This window comes from Acidovorax sp. LjRoot117 (assembly GCF_964252695.1).
In the GTDB taxonomy this organism is placed as follows: Bacteria; Pseudomonadota; Gammaproteobacteria; order Burkholderiales; family Burkholderiaceae_C; genus Acidovorax.
In genome coordinates this window covers 208452-229724 of record NZ_CAXUPO020000008.1, presented here as the reverse complement: position 1 = coordinate 229724, position 21273 = coordinate 208452, and the positions used below count along the sequence as shown (strand labels likewise).

Sequence of the window (21273 nt, the reverse complement as noted above, 5' to 3'; positions counted from 1 at the left end):
GGCGTGGTTACAGTTTTTTCGGCCCTGCATGCATGCGCCGTGCCACCGAAGGACAAAATGCTGTCGCCGCGGGCGGGCATGCCCCGCTCGATAGAATCGCCGGATGACTCCCGCCCCTGCCGCGCTGCCCCCTTTCGATGCCGAACAGGCCCTGCGCCTGGCCCGCGAGACCTTCGACATCGAGGCCGCCGCCCTGCACGGCCTGTCGGCGCGCGTCGACGGCGTGTTTGCGCAGGCCGTGTCGATGGCCCTGCAGACGCGGGGCCGCGTGGTGGTCATGGGCATGGGCAAGAGCGGCCACGTGGGCCGCAAGATCGCCGCCACCCTCGCCTCCACCGGCACGCCGGCGTTCTTCGTGCACCCCGCCGAAGCCAGCCATGGCGACCTGGGCATGGTCACCGGCGACGACCTGGTGCTGGCCATCTCCAACAGCGGCGAGAGCGGCGAGCTCACCGCCATCCTGCCCGTGCTGCGCCGCCTGGGCGCACCGCTGATCGCCATGACCGGCGGTCTGGAGTCCACCCTGGCGCGCCACGCCGAGCTGGTGCTGGACACCAGCGTGGAGCGCGAAGCCTGCCCCCTGAACCTGGCGCCCACCGCCAGCACCACGGCCCAGCTGGCCATGGGCGACGCGCTGGCCGTGGCCCTGCTGGACGCCCGGGGCTTTCGCCCCGAAGACTTCGCCCGCTCGCACCCCGGTGGCGCGCTGGGCCGCAAGCTGCTCACCCATGCGAGCGATGTGATGCGCACCGGCAGCGAGATCCCGCGCGTCGCGCCCGAGGCCTCGTTCAGCGACCTCATGCGCGAGATGAGCGCCAAGGGGCTGGGCGCCTCGGCCATCGTCGACCCGGCGGGCCAGGTGCTGGGCATCTTCACCGACGGCGACCTGCGCCGCCGCATCGAAGCCGGGGCCGACCTGCGCACCGCCACCGCCGCGCAGGTGATGCACGCCGGGCCGCGCCGCATCGCACCCGACGCGCTGGCCGTGGACGCGGCCGAGCTGATGGAAGCGCACGCCATCACGAGCGTGCTGGTGGTGGATGCCGCCGGCCTGCTGGTGGGGGTGGTGCACATTGGTGACCTGATGCGCGCGAAAGTCATATGACCCCCTGTGTCGCTTCGCGCCTTACCCCAAGGGGGACGCACCCGGTGGCCCGGCTAAGCCGGTTCCACGGGTGCGCTGGTGTGCGCCGTGCCTGTTCAAACGCTGTGTGATGACCTCTGACGTGACCTTTCCTGTGCTGCAATTTCCGCCCGAGCTGCTGCTGCGTGCCCAGGATGTGCGCGTGGCGTTCTTCGACGTCGACGGCGTGCTGACCGATGGCAGCCTGTACTTCAGCGAGGCGGGCGAGACGATCAAGCGCTTCAACACGCTGGACGGGCATGGGCTCAAGCTGTTGCAGAAGGCGGGCATCACCCCCGCCGTGATCACGGGGCGCGACTCGGCGCCGCTGCGCGTGCGCCTGAAGGCGCTGGGCGTGGAGCACGCGGTGTTCGGCACCGAGGACAAGCGCCCCGCGGCCGAGGACATCCTGGCGCGGCTGGGGCTGGCCTGGGCCCAGGCCGCGGCCATGGGCGACGACTGGCCGGACCTGCCGGTGATGCGGCGCAGCGCGTTCGCGTGTGCACCCGCCAATGCCCAGGCCGAGGTGCGCCATGCCGCGCACTTCGTCACCCAGGCGCGTGGCGGCGACGGCGCGGCGCGCGAGCTGTGCGACCTGCTGTTGGTGGCGTCGGGTCGCTACGCGGCACTGCTGGCGGAATACACCGCATGAGCAAGGCACCCATGAACGCGTGGCTGCACCGCCGCCGGCCTGCCGGTGCGGAGGGCTGCCTGTGAACCGCATGGTGCGCCAGGGCTGGGACCAGTTCTCGCTGTATTTGCCCGTGGTGCTCATGGGCCTGCTGGCCCTGGGCACCTGGTGGCTGGTGCGCAACGCGCCCGCCCCGGTGCTGCCCGCCGTCGCGCGCACGCAGGGGCACCAGCCGGACTATTTCATGAAGGGCTTTTCAGTCAAAAGTTTCGACGCCACCGGCCGCCTGCAAAGCGAGGTGCAGGGCGAGGTGGGCCGCCACTACCCCGACACCGACACGCTGGAGATCGACAAGGTGCGCATGCGCTCGGTCGCGCTCGACGGCCGCATCACCGTGGCCACGGCCGACCGCGCGCTGTCCAACGCCGACGGCTCCGAGGTGCAGCTCTTTGGCAATGCCATCGTCACCCGCGAGCCGCTGCCCGCCAAGCCGGGCAAACCGGCCGAGCCCCGCCTGGAGTTCCGCAGCGAGTTCCTGCACGCTTACACCAACACTGAGCGGGTGCGCTCGGACAAGCCCGTCGTCCTCACCCGGGGCAACGACCGGTTCACCGCCGACGGCATGGACTACGACAACCTGGACCAGGTGATGCAGATGCGCGGCCGTGTGCGCGGCGTGCTGCAGCCCGGTGCCGCCAAGTAGCCGCCAGCCCTGCGCTGCCTGCCGCTCCAACCCCCGCCTGTCCCCTCCCGCCGGAGCCCGTATGACCACCCCTCTCGTCTTCATCACCGGCGCTTCCAGCGGCATCGGCCAGGCGCTGGCCCTGCGCTTTCACCAGGCCGGCTACCGGCTGGCCCTGGCCGCGCGCCGCACTTCCGAGGTCAAGACCTGGGCTGCCGCGCAGGGGATCAGCGCCGACAGCTATGAAATATATAGCGCAGACGTCGCGGTGACCGACAGCATCGTCGCCGCGGGCCGGGACTGCTTGCAGCGCCAGGGCGTGCCCGACGTGGTCATCGCCAATGCCGGCATCAGCGTGGGCATGGACACCGCCGTGCGGAACGACCTGGACGTGATGGCCCGCACCTTCGCCACCAACAACCTGGGCCTGGCCGCCACCTTCCACCCGTTCGTGGACGCCATGGTGCAACGCGGCAGCGGCACCCTGGTGGGCATCGGCAGCGTGGCGGGCATCCGCGGGCTGCCCGGGCACGGCGCCTACTGCGCCAGCAAGGCGGCCGTCATCAGCTACTGCGAAAGCCTGCGCGGCGAGATGCGCCCGCACGGCGTGCGCGTGGTCACCATCTCGCCCGGCTACATCGACACCCCGCTCACGCAGCAAAACCGCTACGGAATGCCGTTCCTCATGCAGCCCGGCGACTTTGCCGACCGCGCGTACCGCACCATTGCTGCCGGGGTGAGCTACCGCGTCATTCCCTGGCAGATGGGTGTGGTCGCCAAGCTGCTGCGCCTGCTGCCCAATGCGGTGTTCGACAAGCTGCTGGCAGGCCGCCCGCGCAAGCGCCGAATCGACGAATAGCAGCCCTCCCTGTCTGTGGCGCTTTGCGCCTTTTCCCGCAGGGGAACGCTCCCGGCGTAGCGGGCCGGCCTTTGCGCAGGCGCAGTGGCCGTCTCGTGCCGCCTTGCGACGACGGGACCACGGAATTCGAACTCGTCACGCCGTGGCATGAAAGATGGCCGCTGATGCCCAACGGAGCGCTTTTCACTCTGCAGCGGCCCTGACATGAAAAAAGCTCCCGAAGGAGCTTTTCTCAAGAATGCAGTACCGGCGAGGTTCAGTAGCCGCTGTTGCCGCCGCCGCCGTAACCGCCGCCGCCACCATTGCGGCCACCGCCGCCGCCATTGCGGGAGCCCGAGCCGTAGGGGCTGCGAAAGCCGCCTTCGCCACGGCCACCACCGCCGCCGCCATATCCGCCGCCGCCGTCACGGCCGCCACCACCACCACCGTAGCCACCGCCGCCGCCTTCACGGCCACCGCCGTAGCCGCCGCCGCCACCACTGCGGCCACCGCCGCCAAAGCCGCCACCACCACCACCGCCGCCGAATCCACCGCTGCGGGGTGGGCGGGCTTCCATGGGACGGGCTTCGTTGACCACGATGGAGCGGCCACCCAGGGGCTGGCCGTTCATGCCGTTGATGGCGGACTGGGCTTCTGCGTCGCTGCCCATCTCCACGAATCCAAAGCCCTTGGAGCGTCCCGTGTCGCGCTCCATCATGACCTTGGCGCTGGTCACGGCGCCAAATTGGCCAAAGGCCTGTTCCAGATCACTGTCGCGCACCGAGTACGGCAGGTTGCCGACATACAGTTTGTTGCCCATCGAGGGACTCCTCAAAAACACATGGATAAAGCGAAGGGAGTCCCGAAAACGCAGCCAGCTGATCTCAATGACATTCTTAGCGCGAAACTGACGGACACCGCAGACTTGGACGACGGGGGAAAATCCCGCCAGCACACTATGCTCCACACTTTGGCTGAAAATGCAAGCGCTATCGCATGCTGTGGTGACTTTGCTGCGCATCCATGAAATGGCCCTGGCTCCTTGGCCTTGCCGCACCTTGCCGGCGGCCGTGCGGGGCGGCTGCGCCAGGCGGGTTTTTGCGCTGCAGCGATGGACGCCGCCAGTGGCATGGCGATCGTCCGGACATGAAAAAAGGAGCCCGAGGGCTCCTTTGTCTTGCCTTCAGCAGACACCGCGAAGGGTCTGCTGATCAGGTCTTTCAGTAGCTGCCGCGGCCACCGCCGTAGCCACCGCCACCACCTTCACGGCCACCGCCGTAACCACCACCACCGCCGCCGCCGCTACGGCCACCGCCGTAACCGCCGCCGCCACCACCGCCGTAACCGCCACCACCGTTGCCGCCGCCGAAGCCGCCGCTACGTGGAGCGCGTGGCTCCATAGGACGGGCTTCGTTGACCACGAGGTCACGGCCGCCGAAGTTTTGGCCATGCACGCCTTGGATGGCGGCTTGTGCTTCGGCATCGCTGCCCATTTCCACAAAGCCGAAGCCCTTGGAACGGCCGGTGTCACGTTCCATCATGACCTTGGCGCTGCCAACGGAGCCGAATTGGCCGAAAGTCTGTTCCAGATCTTGGTCGCGGAACGAATAGGGCAGGTTGCCCACGTAAAGTTTGTTGCCCATGAAGGACTCCTCAAAAAACACAAAAACGCGATGGAGTCCGACGCAATCAACAAACCTGTGACGACTTCAGAGACGCGAAACTGACCATACACCGCTAAGCTATTTGCCCCCTGCGAGCAGAAGAGCGGATTCATTATCAATCACTTTATGGACCCCGTGGGGGTTTATTTGGTCATCGGGCGACCGAATCCGCAGAAAGTTGAAGGGATTGGGGCCTTTCTTTGCAGAATCTGCGGGGAAACCCGCAAAAAACGGAACCCGGCCTCCCGCCCGCGGGCGCCGCCGAGGCGCTGCCGGACCACAGCGCCACGCCGGTCTGCTAAAATCCGCCGGTCTTTGGGGAGTAGCCCGCCCGGTGCGCAACGCGCCGGGGGCATGCGTCAACAAACTTGGGTCCTGTGGGCCTATGGCGCATGCGGTTCTTGAGCTGGGCGAGACCATTGACTGCATGCCGATCCAATGGCCGGAGTCGGGGTGCAGTCAATGCGTTGTCTATAACTATCCGGCCGGATAGACCCCCACATGGAACCGTTCTTCATCTCCACCGCCATCGTCGCGCTCGCCGAAATGGGCGACAAGACGCAGCTCCTGGCGCTCGTTCTCGCCGCCCGCTTTCGCAAACCCTGGCCCATCGTCCTGGGCATCCTGGTGGCCACCCTGGTCAACCACGGCCTGGCCGGCGCCGTCGGCTCGTGGGTGACCACCTTCGTGGGCCCGCAGGTGCTGCGCTGGATCCTCGCGGCATCCTTCATCGCGATGGCCATCTGGATGCTGATCCCCGACAAGCTCGACGAAGGCGAGGCCGACGGCTCGCCGCGCTGGGGCGTGTTCGGCACCACGCTGATCGCGTTCTTCCTGGCCGAGATGGGCGACAAGACGCAGATCGCCACCGTCATGCTGGCCGCGCAGTACAACGCCTACGTGTGGGTGGTGGCCGGCACCACGCTCGGCATGATGATCGCCAACGCACCGGTGGTGTGGCTGGGCGAGCGCATCACGCGCCGGGTGCCGATCCGCGCGGTGCACATCGTGTCGGCCGTGATCTTCCTGGTGCTGGGGTGCCTGGCCATCTTCATGCCTGCCGGCACCTGATGGATGGACGAAGTGGCAGGCGCTTTGGTATATTTACCGCCAGCGCCGATTTGCCACAGCTTGCGGGCGCTCTATAAATTCTGCTAAAGACCCGTCCGACGTACCTGCCCGGCCTCGTTTTTAGCGACGCCGGGTATTTTTTTGCCGCGGGCTGCCAGCCAGCCCCGGCCAAAGCGGCTCCTGCAGGGAGCATTCGGCGAATGCAAGCGGTGGAACGTGAGGGCTCACCAGTTCCAACTATGTCGTTCATCGCCACACCCCAGACCATGCACTTTGCGGAGGTGCTGCCGCTGCAAAGCGGCGCGACCATCCGCGCCTTCGACCTGGCCTTCGAGACCTACGGCACGCTCAATGCCGACCGCTCCAACGCCGTGCTCGTGTGCCACGCGCTCAACGCCTCGCACCACGTGGCGGGCGTCTACGCCGGGCAGGACAAGAGCGAAGGCTGGTGGGACAACATGATCGGCCCGGGCAAGCCGGTGGACACCGACCGCTTCTTCGTGATCGGCGTGAACAACCTGGGCTCGTGCTTCGGCTCCACCGGCCCCATGCACACGCACCCCGACACGGGCGAGGTCTACGGCGCGGACTTCCCGGTGGTCACGGTGGAGGACTGGGTCAACGCCCAGGCCCGCCTGCTCGACCGCCTGGGCATACGGCAACTGGCCGCCGTGCTGGGCGGCAGCCTGGGCGGCATGCAGGCCCTGAGCTGGACGCTGCAGTATCCCGAGCGCATGCGCCACGCCGTGGTGGTGGCCAGCGCGCCCAACCTCACGGCCGAGAACATCGCCTTCAACGAGGTCGCCCGCCGCGCCATCGTGACCGACCCGGACTTCCACGGCGGGCACTTCTACCGCCACGGCGTGATCCCCAAGCGCGGCCTGCGCATCGCCCGCATGATCGGCCACATCACGTACCTCAGCGACGATGTGATGAACGAGAAGTTCGGCCGCAGCTTGCGTGCGCCCACGCTCCCCGCTTCGCGTGGTTCGCTGCCCCCCGAGGGGGCTGGTCCGGCTCGGGGCGGCCCAGCGCCGGATCTCCGCGACTATCTGTACAGCACCCAGGACATCGAATTCCAGATCGAGAGCTACCTGCGCTACCAGGGCGACAAGTTCAGCGACTACTTCGACGCCAATACCTACCTGCTGATCACCCGCGCGCTCGACTACTTCGACCCCGCCCGCGCGCACGCCGGCAACCTCACGAGGGCCCTCGCGCGGGCCACGGCGCGGTTCCTGCTGGTGAGCTTCACCACCGACTGGCGCTTCTCGCCCCAGCGCAGCCGAGAGATCGTCAAGGCCCTGCTCGACAACCGCCGCAGCGTGAGCTACGCCGAGATCGACGCACCCCACGGCCACGATGCCTTCCTGCTCGATGACGCCCGCTACATGGGCGTGATGCGCTCTTACTTCGATAGCATTGCCAAGGAGGTGCAGCCATGACCGACAAAGCCGCCATGGAGGCGCTGGCGCGCCTGGTGCCCCAGGGCAGCCGGGTGCTCGACCTGGGCTGCGGCAACGGCGCCATGCTCGACTACCTGCAGCGCGAACGCGGCTGCAGCGGCTACGGCGTAGAGATCGCCGATGCCAACGTACTGGCCTGCGTGCAGCGCGGGGTGGACGTGATCCAGCTCAACCTGGACGAAGGGCTGGCCATGTTCGGCGACAACAGCTTCGACGTGGTGCTGCAGATCGACACGCTGCAGCACCTGCGCAATGCCGAGGTCATGCTGCGCGAAACGGCGCGCGTGGGCCGCACCGGCGTGGTGGCCTTTCCCAACTTTGCGCACTGGCCCAACCGCATGTCCATCCTGCGCGGGCGCATGCCCGTCACGCGCCGCCTGCCCTACCAGTGGTACGACACGCCCAACATCCGCGTGGGCACGTACAAGGACTTCGAGGTGCTGGCCACCAAGAACAGCCTGCGCATCCTGGAGTCCTTCGGCCTGCAGGACGGGCAGGAAGTGCGCTGGCTGCCCAACATGCGCGCCAGCACGGCGGTCTTTCATTTTGAACATGCGTAGCGATGCGGCGTCCATCGGCTTGAACCGTTCACGCTGACGCCGTCGAAGCGCCGCGCAAGGATTCGACAGGCTCGGCCCGAACGGTGGGTGCGAGTGCAAAGAGGCCCATGCCATGGCGGCTCCCGAGGGGCGCGAAGCGAGGCGACACGCCGCTGTCAACCGCATCGGCTAAGGTGCGCTCTTCCTGCAAGGACTGAAGGAGACCCGCATGAACCGCATTGCACTGCGCACCGTGGCTGCCGCCGCGCTGCTCGCCGCCTGGGCCCTGGGCGCCACAGCTCAGCAGGCCTGGCCGCCCACGCCCACCGTCATCGCCCACCGCGGCGCCTCGGCCCTGCGGCCCGAGCACACGCTGGCCGCGTACCAGAAGGCCATCGACGACGGCGCTGACATCATCGAGCCCGACCTCGTGATCACCAAGGACGGCGTGCTGGTGGCGCGGCACGAGAATGCCATCGCCATCCTGGGCGCCGACGGCGCGGTGAAGGAAGCCACCACCGACGTGGTGGACCGCCCCGAGTTCGCCGCGCGCAAGGCCACCAAGACCATCGACGGCCAGTCCATGACCGGCTGGTTCACCGAGGACTTCACCCTGGCCGAGCTGAAAACCCTGCGCGCCCGCGAACGCATCCCGGCGCAGCGCCCGGCCAATGTGGCCTACAACGGCCAGTTCGAGATTCCAACGCTGCAGGAAGTGATCGACCTGGCCAAGGCCCAGAGCACCAAGACGGGCAGGACCATCGGCATCTACCCCGAGACCAAGCACCCCACCTACTTCCAGTCCATCGGCCAGCCGCTGGAGGCGCCGCTGCTGGCCGTGCTGGAGAAGAACGGCTGGAACCACCAGGACGCACCCGTGTTCGTGCAGTCCTTCGAAGTGGCCAACCTGCAGGCCATCCGCAAGCTCAGCACCGTGCGCCTGGTGCAACTGGTCGCGCCGTCGGGCCGGCCCTACGACTTCGTGGCCCAGGGCGCGGCCAATACGCGCAGCTATGCCGACCTGCTCACGCCGGGCGGCCTGCAGCAGGTGGCTGCGTACGCCAACGCCATCGGCCCGTTCAAGACCCTGGTGGTGCCGGTGAAGGACGGCCTGCCCGGCGAGCCCACGGGCCTGGTGGAGCGTGCCCGCGCCGCCGGCCTGGCCGTGCACATCTGGACCCTGCGGCCCGAGAACGCCTTCCTGCCTGCAGGCCTGAAGAAGGCGCCTGCCACCGACGGCACGCAGCGCGGCGACAGCGTGGCCGAGATCTCCGCCTACCTGCGCGCGGGCATCGACGGCTTCTTCACCGACGACCCGTCCGTGGGCCGTGCGGCGGTGCAGGCCTTCACGGCGTCGTCGTCGTCGGCGAAGAAGTAGCGGCGGGCGCGAGGCCGGGCCCGGTGCGCCGGCCTCGCGGCGCGCGCCGCGCCTGCCGCGCGCCCAGCTGGCGCGCCGCCTCCACCCACTGCGCCAGCCGCCCGGTGCTGGCGCTGCGCACCGGGCCGAAGCTGTGCACGCGCACTGGCCGGATGCCGCAGAACTCCAGGATGGCCTTCTTCATCTGGTGGTGCCCCGGCATGCGCGTGACCCAGCGGAAGTACCACGGCGGCGAGTCCATCGTCACCAGCAGCTCGGCCGACCGCCCGGCCAGCAGCTTGTCCCACAGCGACGAACCGGGGCGGTACTTGAATGCGTACCCGGGCAGGAACACCCGGTCGATGAAGCCCTTGAGCAGCGCCGGCATGGCGCCCCACCAGATCGGGTAGACCCACACCAGGTGCCCCGCCCAGGCGATGTCGGCCTGCGCGGCCGCGAGGTCGGGCTCCAGCGGCTGGGCCGCGCCGTAGCCCTGGAACAGCGGGTCGAACGCCAGCTGCCCCAGGTTGAGACGCCGCACGTCGGCGCCCGCCTGGCGCGCGCCATCGGCATACGCGTGCGCCATGCCGGCACACAGGCTGTCGGCCGACGGGTGGCCCAGGATGATGAGAATGCGCTGCTGCTCTGCCACAAAACCTCCATTCGCCTGCACGGCGTGAGAGCCTGCTCAGGCTCTTGGTTGTCGATGCGGCATGGTCACCCTGCCCCGCGGGGCAGAGTCAAGCAGCGGGATCAAACCCTGGCCACAAAGCCGCGTGGCGGGTTGGTGCGCGCAGACTTGGTGGCGGGCCTCGATGGAGATGGGGGCGGTGGCGTGGCGGGCTCCACCGCGCAGGCCGCAGCGCTCGCGGGCACGGCCTGGGCGTCGCACTGCTGCAGCTCCCGCTCCAGCTGCGCCAGTTCGGCATCGAGCAGGGCCAGGCGCGCGCGCTCGGCGGCCACGGCAGCGCGGCGGTCGGCGATGAGTTGGCCCACGGCGTTCCACCCCGTGGCGGAATCGAGCGCAGGCAGGCCGCCCAGCTCCGCCAGCCGAAACCCCAGCGCCTGCGCCTGCCGTATCAACAGCACCCGCGCCACATCGGCCTCGCCATAGTCGCGGTAGCTGCCCGCGCGCGCCACCGCGCCCATCAGGCCGCGTGCCTCGTATAGGCGCACGGCCTTGGGTGTGGTGCCGGTGCGTTGGGCGAGTTCTCCGATGCGCATCGAGGGTCCTTCACGGTGACTGGTCATGGTGTGGAAATAGCAATGCTATCAATTTATGAGCTTCTGGCGCACGCCCATCAAGCGGTAGCGGCCATTTTGGCTTGTACATGCCGGTGTACCGCGCGGCAGCCTGCCTGCTGCACGATAAGCTGCCGGGTCCTGAACGCCACTGCACCCCGCTGCCATGCCCCAGTTTGCCGCCAACCTGACGCTGATGTACACCGAGCTGCCCTTCCTGGACCGCTTTGCCGCCGCGGCGCGCGACGGGTTCAGTGCGGTGGAGTTCCAGTTTCCGTATGCATGGGCCCCGGGCGACATCGCGACGCGGCTGCAGGACAACGGCTTGCAGTTGGTGCTGTTCAACGCGCCGGCCGGGGGGGCCGACCCCGCCGCCATGGCCGCGGCCTGGGACCAGAGCGCGCGCGGCACCGCCGCCCTGCCGGGGCGCGAGGCGGAGTTCCGCGCCGGTGTGCAGGAGGCCCTGCGCTACGCCGACGTGCTCGGCTGCCCGCGCATCCACGTGCTGTCGGGCATCGTGCCGCCGGGAGTGGAGCGCGAATCGCTCAAGGGCCTTTGCGCGGGCAACCTGCGCTGGGCGGCGGACGAAGCCGCGCGCTCCGGGCGCGAGATCCTGATCGAGCCCATCAACCTACGCGACGTGCCGCGCTACTTCCTGAACCGGCAGGACCACGCGCACGAGCTGCTCGACGCGGTGCAGGCCGACAACCTCAAGGTGCAGATGGACCTGTACCACTGCCAGATCGTGGAGGGCGACGTGGCCACCAAGCTGCGCCGCTACCTGCCCACCGGCCGCGTCGCGCACATCCAGATCGCGGGCGTGCCGCACCGCCACGAGCCCGACCAGGGCGAGCTGCACTACCCCTACCTGCTGGACACCATCGACGCCCTGGGCTGGCACGGCTGGGTGGGCTGCGAATACCGGCCGGCGGCGGGCACCACCGAAGGCCTGGGCTGGCGCAACCGCGCCCTCGCCCGGGCCGCCGCGGCGACCTGAGCGCGGCGCACCGCCGGGCGCCTTGCGCCGCAGGCCTGCACATTTGCCGTTTCCTGCGCCGCGGTCCTTGGTTTATGCTGGGCCGACCCACCACAAGCACCGCCTCCAGCGCTCCATGGCTGCCCACGTACCCACCATGCTGGCAATGATCATTGTCAGCTCCCTCATGATGGCGGCCTCGATGGCCGTGGTGGGCTGGGGCCGCCGGCGCGACGGCCTGGCGCGCTGGGCCGGGGCGCTCCTGGTCAATGCCATCGGGCACAGCCTCATCATGCTGCGCGGCGTGGTGCCCGACGTCCTGTCGGTGGTGGTGGGCAACGTCCTCCTGTCGTGCGTGTTCGTGGGCATGATCGCGGCGATCTACCAGTTCCAGGGGCGGGCGGTGCGCTGGATGCTGCTGTGGGCGCCGCCTGCGCTGGTCGCCGGGGTCGTCATCGTCTTCATCGACAACTTCGCGGCGCGCGTGAGCTTCGTCAGCCTGGTGATCGGCCTGCAGGCCGTGTGGACGCTGGTCTCCGCGCTCGAGCGCCGCCACGCCACGGTGGGGCGCGGGCAGTGGCTGCTGGTGGCGGGGCTGGGCATCGAGGCGGCCGTGCTCGGCGGCCGCGCGCTGCTGGCGCTCAGCAGCCATTCCACCGCCATGAGCATCCTGCAGGGCAGCGTGCTGCAGACGCTCACGTTCATGGGCACCTTTTCAGTGGTGCTCATCAGCACCATGGGCTTCGTCTTCATGGCGCGCGACCGCGCCGATGAAAACAACCGCATCATGGCCGCGGTCGACCCGCTCACCGGCGTGGCCAACCGCCGCTCGCTCATCGCCGCGCTCGACCGCGATGCCTCGCGCGCCGTGCGCACGCGCGAGTCCATCGCACTCATGATGGTGGACATCGACCACTTCAAGCGCGTGAACGACCGCTACGGCCACCCGGCCGGCGACCAAGTGCTGTGCCACGTGGTCAACGTGCTGCGGGCCCGCGTGCGCGCGCAGGACCTGGTGGGCCGCTACGGCGGCGAAGAGTTCATGGTGCTGCTGCCCGACACCACCCTGCTGGGCGCCGAGCAGCTCGCGCGCGCGCTGTGCCGCGAGGTGGCGGACTCGCGCTGCCGCATCCGCGCGGCCGACGGCACCGAGGCGAGCGAAGGGGTCAGCATCCCCGTGACCGTGAGCATCGGCGTGTTCGGCGGGCGGCTGGAGCCCGGCGACAGCTGGGACATGCTGATCGCCGCCGCCGACCGCGCGCTCTATGAGGCCAAGGAAAAAGGGCGCAACCGCGTCGAGGTGGCCACGTCGCTGCGCCGCCCGGCGGACCCGGGCCCGCGCAGCAGCCCCGACACCCAGCCCGCGTCGCGGTACTGAAGGGCTCCTGGTTCCTGGCGGGCGCTGCCGCCTGCGAGCTCCCGCCTGCGCGGTGCTGCATGGCGGGGCACTCCAGGGACATGCCTTTGCGCCATGGCGCCCGCGCGGGTGTTGTGTTGGAATGGTGGTTTTGGTCCACGAGACCCATCCCACCTTCGAGGAGAGCCGCCCATGAACGCCCGCATTCCCGCCCACGCACTGCAACCCGACCTGGCCCTGGAACGGGTGAGCCAGGCGTGGGACAACGACATCGTCCGCCAGCTGACCGACTACATCGCCATCCCTGCCAAGTCGCCCATGTTCTCGCCCGACTGGGCCGAGCAGGGCCTGCTCGATGCCGTGGTGCGCAACGCCGCCGCGTGGGTCGAGTCGCAGAAGGTCGCAGGCCTCACGCTCGAAGTCGTACGCCTCCCAGGCCGCACCCCCGTGCTGTTCTTCGAGATCGAATCCACCCAGGCCGGCGCCACCGACACCGTGCTGATGTACGGCCACCTCGACAAGCAGCCCGAATTCAGCGGCTGGCGCAACGACCTGGGCCCCTGGACGCCCAAGTACGAGGACGGCAAGCTCTACGGCCGCGGCGGCGCCGACGACGGCTACGCGGTCTACGCCAGCATCGCGGCCGTGCAGGAGCTCAAGCGCCAGAACGTGCCCCACCCGCGCATCGTCGGCCTGATCGAGACCTGCGAGGAAAGCGGCTCGCGCGACCTGCTGCCCTACATCGATGCGCTCAAGTCCCGCATGGGCAACGTCGCGCTGGTGGTGTGCCTGGACTCGGGTGCGGGCAACTACGACCAGCTGTGGCTCACCACCAGCCTGCGCGGCATGGCCACCGGCACGCTCAAGGTCGAGATCCTGACCGAAGGCATCCACTCCGGCGACGCCTCGGGCCTGGTGCCCTCGTCGTTCCGCATCATGCGGCAGGTGCTCGACCGGCTGGAAGACAGCGCCACCGGCCGCCTGCTGCCGCACAGCTTTCATTGCGAAGTGCCTGCCGACCGCCTGGCCCAGGCCCGCGCCACGGCCGCCATCCTGGGTGAAGAGGTGTACAAGCGCTTCCCCTGGGCGCACTACGACTGCGGCGGCGCCACCACCTTTGCGCTGCCCACCACCACCGACCCGTTGCAGGCACTGCTCAAGCGCACCTGGGAGCCCACGCTCAGCGTGACCGGCGCCGAGGGCTTCCCCGCGCTGCAGGACGCCGGCAACGTGCTGCGCCCCTACACCGCGTTCAAGCTGAGCCTGCGCCTGCCGCCCCTGGTCGATGCCGGCCAGGCCGTGCAGGAGCTCAAAGCCCTGCTCGAAGACAACGCGCCCTACCAGGCCAAGGTCACCTTCCAGGGCACCAGCGGCGCCACCGGCTGGAACGCGCCCAGCGCCACGCCGTGGTTCGAGCAGGCGCTCAACGACGCATCGCAGGCCCACTTCGGCGCGCCCTGCGGCCACATCGGCCAGGGCGGCACCATCCCGCTCATGAACATGCTCAGCGAAGGCTTTCCCACCGCGCAGATGATGGTCTGCGGCGTGCTGGGCCCCAAGAGCAATGCGCACGGCCCCAACGAGTTCCTGCACGTGCCCTATGCCAAGAAGCTCACCGCCGCCGTGGCACAGGTGATCGCGGCATTGCCGGTGGCGTCGGCCTGATACCGGCCTACCCGCGCGCCTTCGATCCCATAAACCCCGCTCACGCCGAGCCGCCCCAGCGCCGCGCAGGCCTTGTCCGGGGTGCGCACGGGTGGGCGGATGGAAGAAGGGCACATCCCGGTGCGCTGCCGCGTCCGCACCTGTCACCGCCCCCACCCTGCTCCTGCCTGTTTTTATTGCCCCCTCATCGCTGCTCCCCTATGTCCGAACTCGCCGTCTCGACCCTGCGCACCTTCACCGCCGCCGATGGCGAAAACCTGGCCATGCAGGACTGGGCCCTGGCACCCGGCGAACCCTGCCGCGGCACGGTGCTGCTGGTGCACGGCCTGGGTGAGCATGTGGGCCGCTACGACCCTGTCGCGCGCCGGCTCAACAGCTGGGGCTTTGCCGTGCGCGGCTACGACCAGTACGGCCACGGCGAGTCCGGTGGGCCGCGCGGCGGGCTGACCAGCGACATGCGCCTGCTGGCCGACCTGGCCGACATGGTGGACGCCACCCGCGCCCGCATGCCGGCCGGCCAGCCGCTGGTGCTGCTGGGCCACAGCATGGGCGGGCTGGTGGCGGCGCGTTTCGTGTCGCTGAACCTGCGGTCGGTGGATGCGCTGGTGCTGTCGTCGCCCGCACTGGACGCAGGGCTCGGCCCCGTGCAGAAGCTGCTGCTGGCCACGCTGCCGCGCCTGGCACCCAACCTGCGCGTGGGCAACGGGCTCGATGCGCAGTACCTCTCGCACGATCCGGCCGTGGTGGCCGCCTACCTGGCCGACCCGCTGTGCCATGACCGCATCAGCGCACGCCTGGCGCGCTTCATCGCCCAAGGCGGCCCCGCCACCGTGGCCTGCGCGGCGCACTGGACGGTGCCCACGCTGTTGATCTGGGCCGGCGCGGACAAGCTCGTCAACCCCGCTGGCAGCCGCGCCTTTGCGGCCGCTGCCCCCGCGGCCGTGGTGCAGTCGCACTGCTTCGAACCGCTGTACCACGAGCTCTTCAATGAATGCCCCGAGCTGGCCGAGCCCGTGTTCGAACGGCTGCAGCGGTGGCTGGTGGCGCGGCACCCCGCGGCGGCCTGAGGCCGCCGCGCCAGCACTGCGGGTGGGCGCCGCGTCACTGCCTGCGGTGGAGCCGGTGCCAGGCCACCGTGCCGTAAACCCCTGCTGCATAAAGACACACCAGCACGACCATCACGAACAAACCGCCGCTGAGGCAGGCGTCCAGGCTGTCCATGACATCGGCCCAGGCCACGCCGCCATCGTCATCGTGCAGCAAGAGGTCGTTCCACACCCAAAGCGCCTTGGACAGCAGAAAGTAAGCCAGCATCAATGCCGCCGCGATACGGCTGCGCCAATGGATGCCCGCCGTGAGGCCCGCAGGGATCAACACCTCCAGCAGCAAGGGCCAGCTGAAAGGCACACCGTTCGTGCCCATGGCCGCGCCTGCAGTGACGGAGATGGTGAGGACGGTGGTCAGCAGCCCGGTGGCCGCCGCCGCACGGATGCAGCGCTGCGCCCTTCGCAAGGCTGGTGACGCTGGCGCTGGCTGCGGGGACTGCTGTGGCAGTGGGTGGGACGTTGCCTGCGCAGGCAGGTCAAAACCACCCGTTGTCATGGAGCACGACCTTCTTGTAGTAGTCGCGGTTGGCCATCATGCCGAACAGTGCAGCCCAAGCTCCGGTGTAGTGCACACCTTTGAGAACATGCCCGAACCCGGCCAGCGTGATGATCAACTCCAGCAGCAAAATGCCTGCAAATGCCATTCCCCAGTAAGCCAGCCCGCGCTTCCACATGCCCTTGGCGGCGTAGTAGAACGGGCCGAAGATGGCTGCCAGCAAATTGAAGTTGCAGGCCATGCGCTCGCGAAAGTTCAGTTCCTTGAGCTTGGGCATCTTCACGCCCCCTGCGCGTTCGATCAACGCGAAACGCTTTTGCCAGGCCTCCGACAACTCCACCGTGTCGGTGGCGCTGGCCGGGGCTGCGGGTTCGAAAGACGGCGTGCCGGTGTGGTCGGCGTTGGGTTGGCTCATGCTGGAAATCCCTCTCGTTGGTGTTGTGACGCGACGTGCCTGCGCAGTGGCAGAGACGGCGGCACAAGATGCTAAGCGCACCACCTTGGGGAGGGCTGTGAGAACTTCTCTGAGCTGTGAAGAAAGGTAACCGCACGCACCGGCACACACAGACGCACAGCGGCCCACATGCCGGGGAACCCTGCAGCGCTTGTTCAGTCAGCGCTACGTGCTTCTATTTTTGTAGCAAACCGCCCAGCATGCCGAACAGATCGTTGGCATTGCCAAACCCGCCTTGCGGTGCCTGGCCTTGGGGGCTCAACTGATCCACCAGGCCCGGCAGCACCTGGGCCAGTTGCCCGGCTGCGGCACCGGAGCCCACGCCCAGTTGCGCCGCAATCTGCGACAGCGGGCCGCTGCCCAGCACCTGCGACAGCTGATCGCCCGAGATCGCCTGGTTGGGCCCCGAGCCCAGCCACGACGCAATCACATTGCCCAGCCCCGCCTGCTGGAACTTGGCCATCAGGCCCGGCAGGCCACCCACCGGGCCGTCGTTGCTGATGAGGGACATCACCGCCTGGATGAGCTGCGGGTTCTGCGCCGCCAGGCTGATGAGCCCGCCCAGCCCACCGGCTGCACCGCCGTGGCTGGCAGCATTGGCGCTGCCCTGCGACGCGTTGTTGATGACGGCACCCAAAACGGAATCGAGCAAGCCCATGGCGATCTCCTGCGCAAGACAACAAAAGGCAGATGTTACGCAGTCGGGGGCACGCCCTGTGTCAACAAAGGTGAATTCAGCGCAGCCTCGCCCTGCGTTGCTGACTGCGCAGCGCCCTGGCTTCGACAGGCTCAGCCCGAACGGGTGAGAGGGGTCGCCGCTATGTCCCCAACCTGCCGATACTGGCGCGGCCCAAGGCCAGTGCCGCCGCGCAAGGGCCGCCCCGCCGCGCTGGCGGCGTCCCCCTTGGGGGAAGCGGCGAAGCCGCTCAGGGGGGCTACTTTCTCTGGCGCTTTTCCAGCAATGGCTCGCTTACACCCTGAACACCCACCAGGCCCAGCACCGTGACCAGCGAGGTCTGCGCGCCCTTCCAGGCGTCGGTCAGGTCGATCCATTCCGACAGCGCATGAAAGCCGCCCGTCTTGCCCCCGCCCCCGATCACGATGGCCGGGATGCCCAGCGACATCGGCACGTTGGCATCGGTGCTGGCACCGCCCAGCACCGTGGTGCGTCCGAACGCGGTGTTGGCGCGCACGGCGGCTTCCACGATCAGCGAGTCCGCCGCCGTGCGGCCGCCGGGCCGGTCGCCGATGAGCTTGGTCGATGCCGACAGCGTGTTCACGCTCCAGCGCGCGTTCTCTTCGGCCACGGCGGCGTCGATGGCCGACAGCACCTGCTTTTCGGTGGCCAGCAGCGGCGCCATCTCGTCGGAGCGGATGTCCACCGCCATGCGCGCATCGGGCGCAATGGTGTTCACCGACGTGCCGCCGCCCACCGTGCCCACGGTGAAGGTGGTCTTGGGTGTGGCGGGCGTGCGGATCTCGGCGATCTTGGCGATCGCGCGGCCCATGCCGTGAATGGCGCTGGGCACTTGGCCGAAGGCCGCATAGCTGTGGCCGCCCGGGCCCTTGAAGGTCACCTCGTGGCGGTGGCTGCCGGTGCCCAGCACCAGCACCGTGCCGTCGGGCGCGGGCTCCAGCGCCACCATGCCGTCAATGTCCAGGTGCTCCTTGAACAGGTGCTTCATGCCGCGCAGGTTGCCCAGCTCTTCCTCGTCCACATTGCCGACGAACACCAGGTCGCCCACGGTGGAAACCTTCTGGTCGTTCAGCACCTTGAGCCACGACAGCAGCACGGCCAGGCCGCGCGTGTTGTCCGAGATGCCGGGCGCATAGAGCTTGCCGTCGCGCTCCTTGACCTTCACGTCGGTGCCGGCCGGGAACACCGTGTCCAGGTGCGCCGATATCACGAGCTTGGGGCCGTTGCCCGTGCCCTTGCGGATGCCCACCACATTGCCTTCGGCGTCGATGGCGGCGCTGGTCAGGCCCAGCGCCTTCACGCGGGCGAGGAACGCCTCGGCGCGCTTTTGCTCCTTGAACGGCGGCGCCTCGATCTCGGTCAGCATCTTGAGGTCGTCGGTCGCGCGGTCGTGGTCGGCCTTCACCGCATCAAGCAGCTTCTGGATCTGCGGCGCGGCCATGAGCTGGGTGTAGGCCTTGTCCACCGCCGGGCGCAGCGTGGTGGGCGTGGGCGCCACGGCGCCCTGGGCATGGGCCACGGGGCCGAGCAGCGCGGCAGCGGCCAGGGCCACGGCGCCAGCCAAAGGGGTGAAGCGAAGGGTGCGGGCAGGGTTCTTCATGGTCAGACAAAAGAGGGCGAGACAAGGGATGCAGGCCGGCATGGCTCCATCGATGGAGCCCGTGACGCAGCACAAAATGCCATGCAATTGTTGGACCGATTCACACCCGCCGGTTCTGCTTTAATCTGCCGAGCCGGCAGTTTTTCTTACACCTCATCGCATGCGCCACCACATCCCCAGCACCCGCGCCCTGCTCGTCTTCGATGCGGTGGCGCGCCACCACGGCGTGAGCAAGGCCGCCGAGGAGCTGTGCATCACCCACAGCGCCGTCAGCCAGCAGCTGCGCCTGCTCGAAGGGCAGCTGGGCCTGCAGCTGGTGCAGCGCGGCGCGCGCGGCTCCACGCTGACCGACGTGGGCCGCCGCTACCACGCGCAGATCGTGGGCGACATGCTGCGCCTGCAGAACCACACGCTCGAAGCCATGGCCCAGCGGCCCGACGGCGCGCGGCTGCTGGTGGGCTGCGTGCCTGTGTTCGCCGAGCGCTGGCTGCTGCCGCGCCTGCCCACCTTCCTGGCCGCGCACAAGGGCTGCAGCGTGCACCTGCAGGTCTACCCCACGCAGATCTACATGGCCGAGATCCCGTTCGACGTGGCCGTGCAGTACAACGATGCCGCCTGGCCCGGCGTGCAGCCCGCGCCGCTGATGAGCGAGGTCTGCGTGGCGGTGTGCGCACCCGCATCCCGCCACCGCCGCGCCATGGAGCGCAAGGACTTTCGCGCCGTGCCGCTGCTGCAATTGAGCTCACGGCTGGGCGCGTGGGATGCGTGGTTCGCCCGCGCCGGCATCATCCGTGTGCCCGCGCACAGCCTGGGCGGCCACCGCTTCGATCTGTTCTCCATGCTGGTCGAGGCCGTGCGTGCCGACCTGGGCGTGGGCCTGGTGCCCCGCTACTTCGTGGAGCGCGAGCTGCAGTCGGGCGAACTGGCGCTGGCCCACCCGCACCACGACAGCGACGCGCGCGGCTACAGCCTCTTCGTCGCGCCCGACCGGCGTGAGGACGCGGCGGTGGATGCGTTCGTGCAGTGGCTCACGACTGCGGTGCAGAGCCCGGATCAGCACCCGCCCGCGTAGCGCGCCGCCGCTGCACCGCCAGCCACGCCAGCGCCATGCCCGTGACGGTGATGGGCACCAGCGAGCCCGCGTTGAGCAGCGTCCATCCCTGCGTGGTGACCAGCACGCCGGATGCGAACGAGCTCATCGCCAGCGTGCCGAACACGCAGAAATTGATGGCGGCCTGCGCGCGGTCCTTCTCTTCGGGCCGGTAGGCCGTCATCGACAGCGTGGTGGCGCCGGTGAAGAGAAAATTCCAGCCCACGCCCAGCAGAAACAGCGCAATGCCGAAGTGGTGCAGCTCGATGCCCATCAGCGCCACGACCACGCAGGCGAGGTTGAGCAGCACGCCCGTGCCCATGATGGGCAGCACGCCCAGGCGCTTGATGAGGTGGCCGGTGAAGAAGCCCGGCGCGAACATGCCGATCACATGCCACTCCAGCACCAGCGCCGAGTCGTTGAAGCCGAAGCCGCACACCTGCATGGCCAGCGGCGTGGCGGCCATCAGCAGGTTCATCACGCCATAGCCCAGCGCGGCCCCCAGGATGGCCACCACGAACACAGGCTGTCGCATCAGTTCGGCGAGCGGCCTGCCCTGTACGGGCTGACCCGCGGCGTCGCGCGGTGCAGTGCGGGGCGCGAACCGTATCGCAGCCATGCACAGCATCGACAGCAGCGCCACCCCCATGAGCGCGACATAGGCGCCCGCAAACGGCACGGGAAACAGCGTGCGCGTGGCGCTGGCCAGGTTGGGCCCCGCCACCGCGCCGAGCAGGCCCCCGGCCAGCACCAGGGACACGGCCTTTTCGCGGTAGTCCGGCGCGGTCAATTCGGCAGCCGCAAAGCGATACAGACTGCCATTGGCGCTGTAGTACCCCGCCACCAGGGTGGCCGCGCACAGCATCCAGAAGTTGGCATGGAAGGCCGCCCACGCACACAGCCCGCACGACACCACGGCCACCGCCAGCCCGATCTGGAACGACGCCTGCCGCCCCCAGCGCGCCTGCGTGCGCGCCACCAGCGGCGTGGAGAGCGCGGCACCCACCACGTAGCCCATCACGGGCAGCGTGGCCATCCAGCCGAAGGGCGCCAGCTGCAGGCCCACCAGGCCGTTGATGGCGATGAAGACGACGTTGTTGGTCAGGAAAAGGCCCTGGCACAGGGCCAGCAGCCAGAGGTTCTTGTTCACGGTGATGGAGGGGGGCGAGGGAGGGGTCGGGCGCAGACCGCACCGGATCGAACCCAGGCGCAGGGCCCT

Annotated in this window: 22 protein-coding genes and 1 riboswitch; of the genes, 13 read left to right on the top strand and 9 right to left on the bottom strand. The window is 68.9% G+C overall.

Features of this window, described 5'->3' with window-relative positions:
* The first annotated feature begins 103 nt into the window (after window positions 1–103).
* From ACSQ3D_RS20010 to ACSQ3D_RS19995, 4 genes are all read left to right on the top strand, one after another.
* Window positions 104–1105, top strand: a complete 1002-nt coding sequence (locus tag ACSQ3D_RS20010; protein ID WP_436128046.1) for a KpsF/GutQ family sugar-phosphate isomerase — start codon at window positions 104–106, stop codon at window positions 1103–1105.
* 109 nt (window positions 1106–1214) lie between these two features.
* Window positions 1215–1775: a KdsC family phosphatase gene (locus ACSQ3D_RS20005; protein ID WP_056410875.1), complete on the top strand. Its 561-nt coding sequence runs from the start codon at window positions 1215–1217 to the stop codon at window positions 1773–1775.
* A gap of 70 nt (window positions 1776–1845) precedes the next feature.
* Window positions 1846–2457, top strand: coding sequence for an LPS export ABC transporter periplasmic protein LptC (lptC, locus tag ACSQ3D_RS20000; RefSeq protein WP_056411607.1), 612 nt, complete (start codon window positions 1846–1848; stop codon window positions 2455–2457).
* Window positions 2458–2518: 61 nt separating this feature from the next.
* Complete coding sequence (locus tag ACSQ3D_RS19995; RefSeq protein ID WP_436128045.1) at window positions 2519–3295, top strand: SDR family oxidoreductase; 777 nt, start codon at window positions 2519–2521, stop codon at window positions 3293–3295.
* Between the two features lie 256 nt (window positions 3296–3551).
* On the opposite strand, the gene ACSQ3D_RS19990 is transcribed toward ACSQ3D_RS19995, so the two are convergent.
* Together ACSQ3D_RS19990 and ACSQ3D_RS19985 are read right to left on the bottom strand one after the other, a co-directional pair.
* Window positions 3552–4094, bottom strand: coding sequence for an RNA recognition motif domain-containing protein (locus tag ACSQ3D_RS19990; protein WP_436128044.1), 543 nt, complete (start codon window positions 4092–4094; stop codon window positions 3552–3554).
* Between the two features lie 400 nt (window positions 4095–4494).
* Complete coding sequence (locus ACSQ3D_RS19985) at window positions 4495–4917, bottom strand: RNA recognition motif domain-containing protein (protein ID WP_056411609.1); 423 nt, start codon at window positions 4915–4917, stop codon at window positions 4495–4497.
* Between the two features lie 326 nt (window positions 4918–5243).
* Window positions 5244–5436: riboswitch (yybP-ykoY riboswitch) on the top strand.
* Window positions 5437–5439: 3 nt separating this feature from the next.
* Between ACSQ3D_RS19985 and ACSQ3D_RS19980 the strand changes: the two genes are divergently transcribed.
* The 4 genes from ACSQ3D_RS19980 to ACSQ3D_RS19965 all read left to right on the top strand — a co-directional run bounded on the left by ACSQ3D_RS19980 (window position 5440) and on the right by ACSQ3D_RS19965 (window position 9392).
* Entirely contained in the window at window positions 5440–6009 is a 570-nt protein-coding gene (locus ACSQ3D_RS19980; protein ID WP_056410882.1) for a TMEM165/GDT1 family protein, read from the top strand.
* A gap of 239 nt (window positions 6010–6248) precedes the next feature.
* A complete protein-coding gene (metX, locus tag ACSQ3D_RS19975; protein WP_396506319.1) occupies window positions 6249–7454 on the top strand; it encodes a homoserine O-acetyltransferase MetX in 1206 nt (401 codons plus the stop codon).
* Window positions 7451–8035, top strand: a complete 585-nt coding sequence (metW, locus tag ACSQ3D_RS19970; protein WP_396506320.1) for a methionine biosynthesis protein MetW — start codon at window positions 7451–7453, stop codon at window positions 8033–8035. The genes metX and metW overlap by 4 nt, the downstream gene beginning before the upstream one ends.
* A 208-nt stretch (window positions 8036–8243) precedes the next feature.
* A complete protein-coding gene (locus ACSQ3D_RS19965; RefSeq protein ID WP_436128043.1) occupies window positions 8244–9392 on the top strand; it encodes a glycerophosphodiester phosphodiesterase in 1149 nt (382 codons plus the stop codon).
* On the opposite strand, the gene ACSQ3D_RS19960 is transcribed toward ACSQ3D_RS19965, so the two are convergent.
* The gene (locus tag ACSQ3D_RS19960; RefSeq protein WP_436128054.1) at window positions 9361–10023 is read right to left on the bottom strand and encodes an NAD(P)H-dependent oxidoreductase; all 663 of its coding nucleotides are present in this window, start codon (window positions 10021–10023) and stop codon (window positions 9361–9363) included. The two genes, ACSQ3D_RS19965 and ACSQ3D_RS19960, sit on opposite strands and share 32 nt — an antisense overlap.
* A gap of 101 nt (window positions 10024–10124) precedes the next feature.
* Window positions 10125–10622, bottom strand: a complete 498-nt coding sequence (locus ACSQ3D_RS19955) for a MerR family transcriptional regulator (protein ID WP_436128042.1) — start codon at window positions 10620–10622, stop codon at window positions 10125–10127.
* A gap of 157 nt (window positions 10623–10779) precedes the next feature.
* Between ACSQ3D_RS19955 and otnI the strand changes: the two genes are divergently transcribed.
* The 4 genes from otnI to ACSQ3D_RS19935 all read left to right on the top strand — a co-directional run bounded on the left by otnI (window position 10780) and on the right by ACSQ3D_RS19935 (window position 15678).
* Complete coding sequence (otnI, locus tag ACSQ3D_RS19950) at window positions 10780–11610, top strand: 2-oxo-tetronate isomerase (protein ID WP_436128041.1); 831 nt, start codon at window positions 10780–10782, stop codon at window positions 11608–11610.
* A 115-nt stretch (window positions 11611–11725) separates the two neighbouring features.
* Complete coding sequence (locus tag ACSQ3D_RS19945; protein WP_436128040.1) at window positions 11726–12967, top strand: GGDEF domain-containing protein; 1242 nt, start codon at window positions 11726–11728, stop codon at window positions 12965–12967.
* Window positions 12968–13138: 171 nt separating this feature from the next.
* Window positions 13139–14611: a M20 family metallopeptidase gene (locus ACSQ3D_RS19940; RefSeq protein ID WP_396506330.1), complete on the top strand. Its 1473-nt coding sequence runs from the start codon at window positions 13139–13141 to the stop codon at window positions 14609–14611.
* 200 nt (window positions 14612–14811) lie between these two features.
* Window positions 14812–15678, top strand: coding sequence for a lysophospholipase (locus ACSQ3D_RS19935; RefSeq protein WP_436128039.1), 867 nt, complete (start codon window positions 14812–14814; stop codon window positions 15676–15678).
* A gap of 34 nt (window positions 15679–15712) precedes the next feature.
* Here ACSQ3D_RS19935 and ACSQ3D_RS19930 read toward each other — a convergent pair whose 3' ends face one another.
* The 4 genes from ACSQ3D_RS19930 to ACSQ3D_RS19915 form a co-directional block, all read right to left on the bottom strand.
* A complete protein-coding gene (locus tag ACSQ3D_RS19930; RefSeq protein ID WP_436128038.1) occupies window positions 15713–16123 on the bottom strand; it encodes a hypothetical protein in 411 nt (136 codons plus the stop codon).
* A 70-nt stretch (window positions 16124–16193) separates the two neighbouring features.
* Entirely contained in the window at window positions 16194–16628 is a 435-nt protein-coding gene (locus ACSQ3D_RS19925) for a DUF2628 domain-containing protein (RefSeq protein ID WP_436128037.1), read from the bottom strand.
* 214 nt (window positions 16629–16842) lie between these two features.
* The gene (locus tag ACSQ3D_RS19920; protein ID WP_056410913.1) at window positions 16843–17325 is read right to left on the bottom strand and encodes a YidB family protein; all 483 of its coding nucleotides are present in this window, start codon (window positions 17323–17325) and stop codon (window positions 16843–16845) included.
* 277 nt (window positions 17326–17602) lie between these two features.
* A complete protein-coding gene (locus ACSQ3D_RS19915) occupies window positions 17603–18964 on the bottom strand; it encodes a M20/M25/M40 family metallo-hydrolase (protein ID WP_436128036.1) in 1362 nt (453 codons plus the stop codon).
* Window positions 18965–19124: 160 nt separating this feature from the next.
* Here ACSQ3D_RS19915 and ACSQ3D_RS19910 point away from each other — a divergent pair, with 160 nt between their 5' ends.
* Window positions 19125–20036: a LysR family transcriptional regulator gene (locus tag ACSQ3D_RS19910; RefSeq protein WP_436128035.1), complete on the top strand. Its 912-nt coding sequence runs from the start codon at window positions 19125–19127 to the stop codon at window positions 20034–20036.
* Here the strand turns inward: ACSQ3D_RS19910 and ACSQ3D_RS19905 are convergent.
* Entirely contained in the window at window positions 19993–21204 is a 1212-nt protein-coding gene (locus ACSQ3D_RS19905) for an MFS transporter (protein WP_436128034.1), read from the bottom strand. The two genes, ACSQ3D_RS19910 and ACSQ3D_RS19905, sit on opposite strands and share 44 nt — an antisense overlap.
* Window positions 21205–21273: the final 69 nt, after the last annotated feature.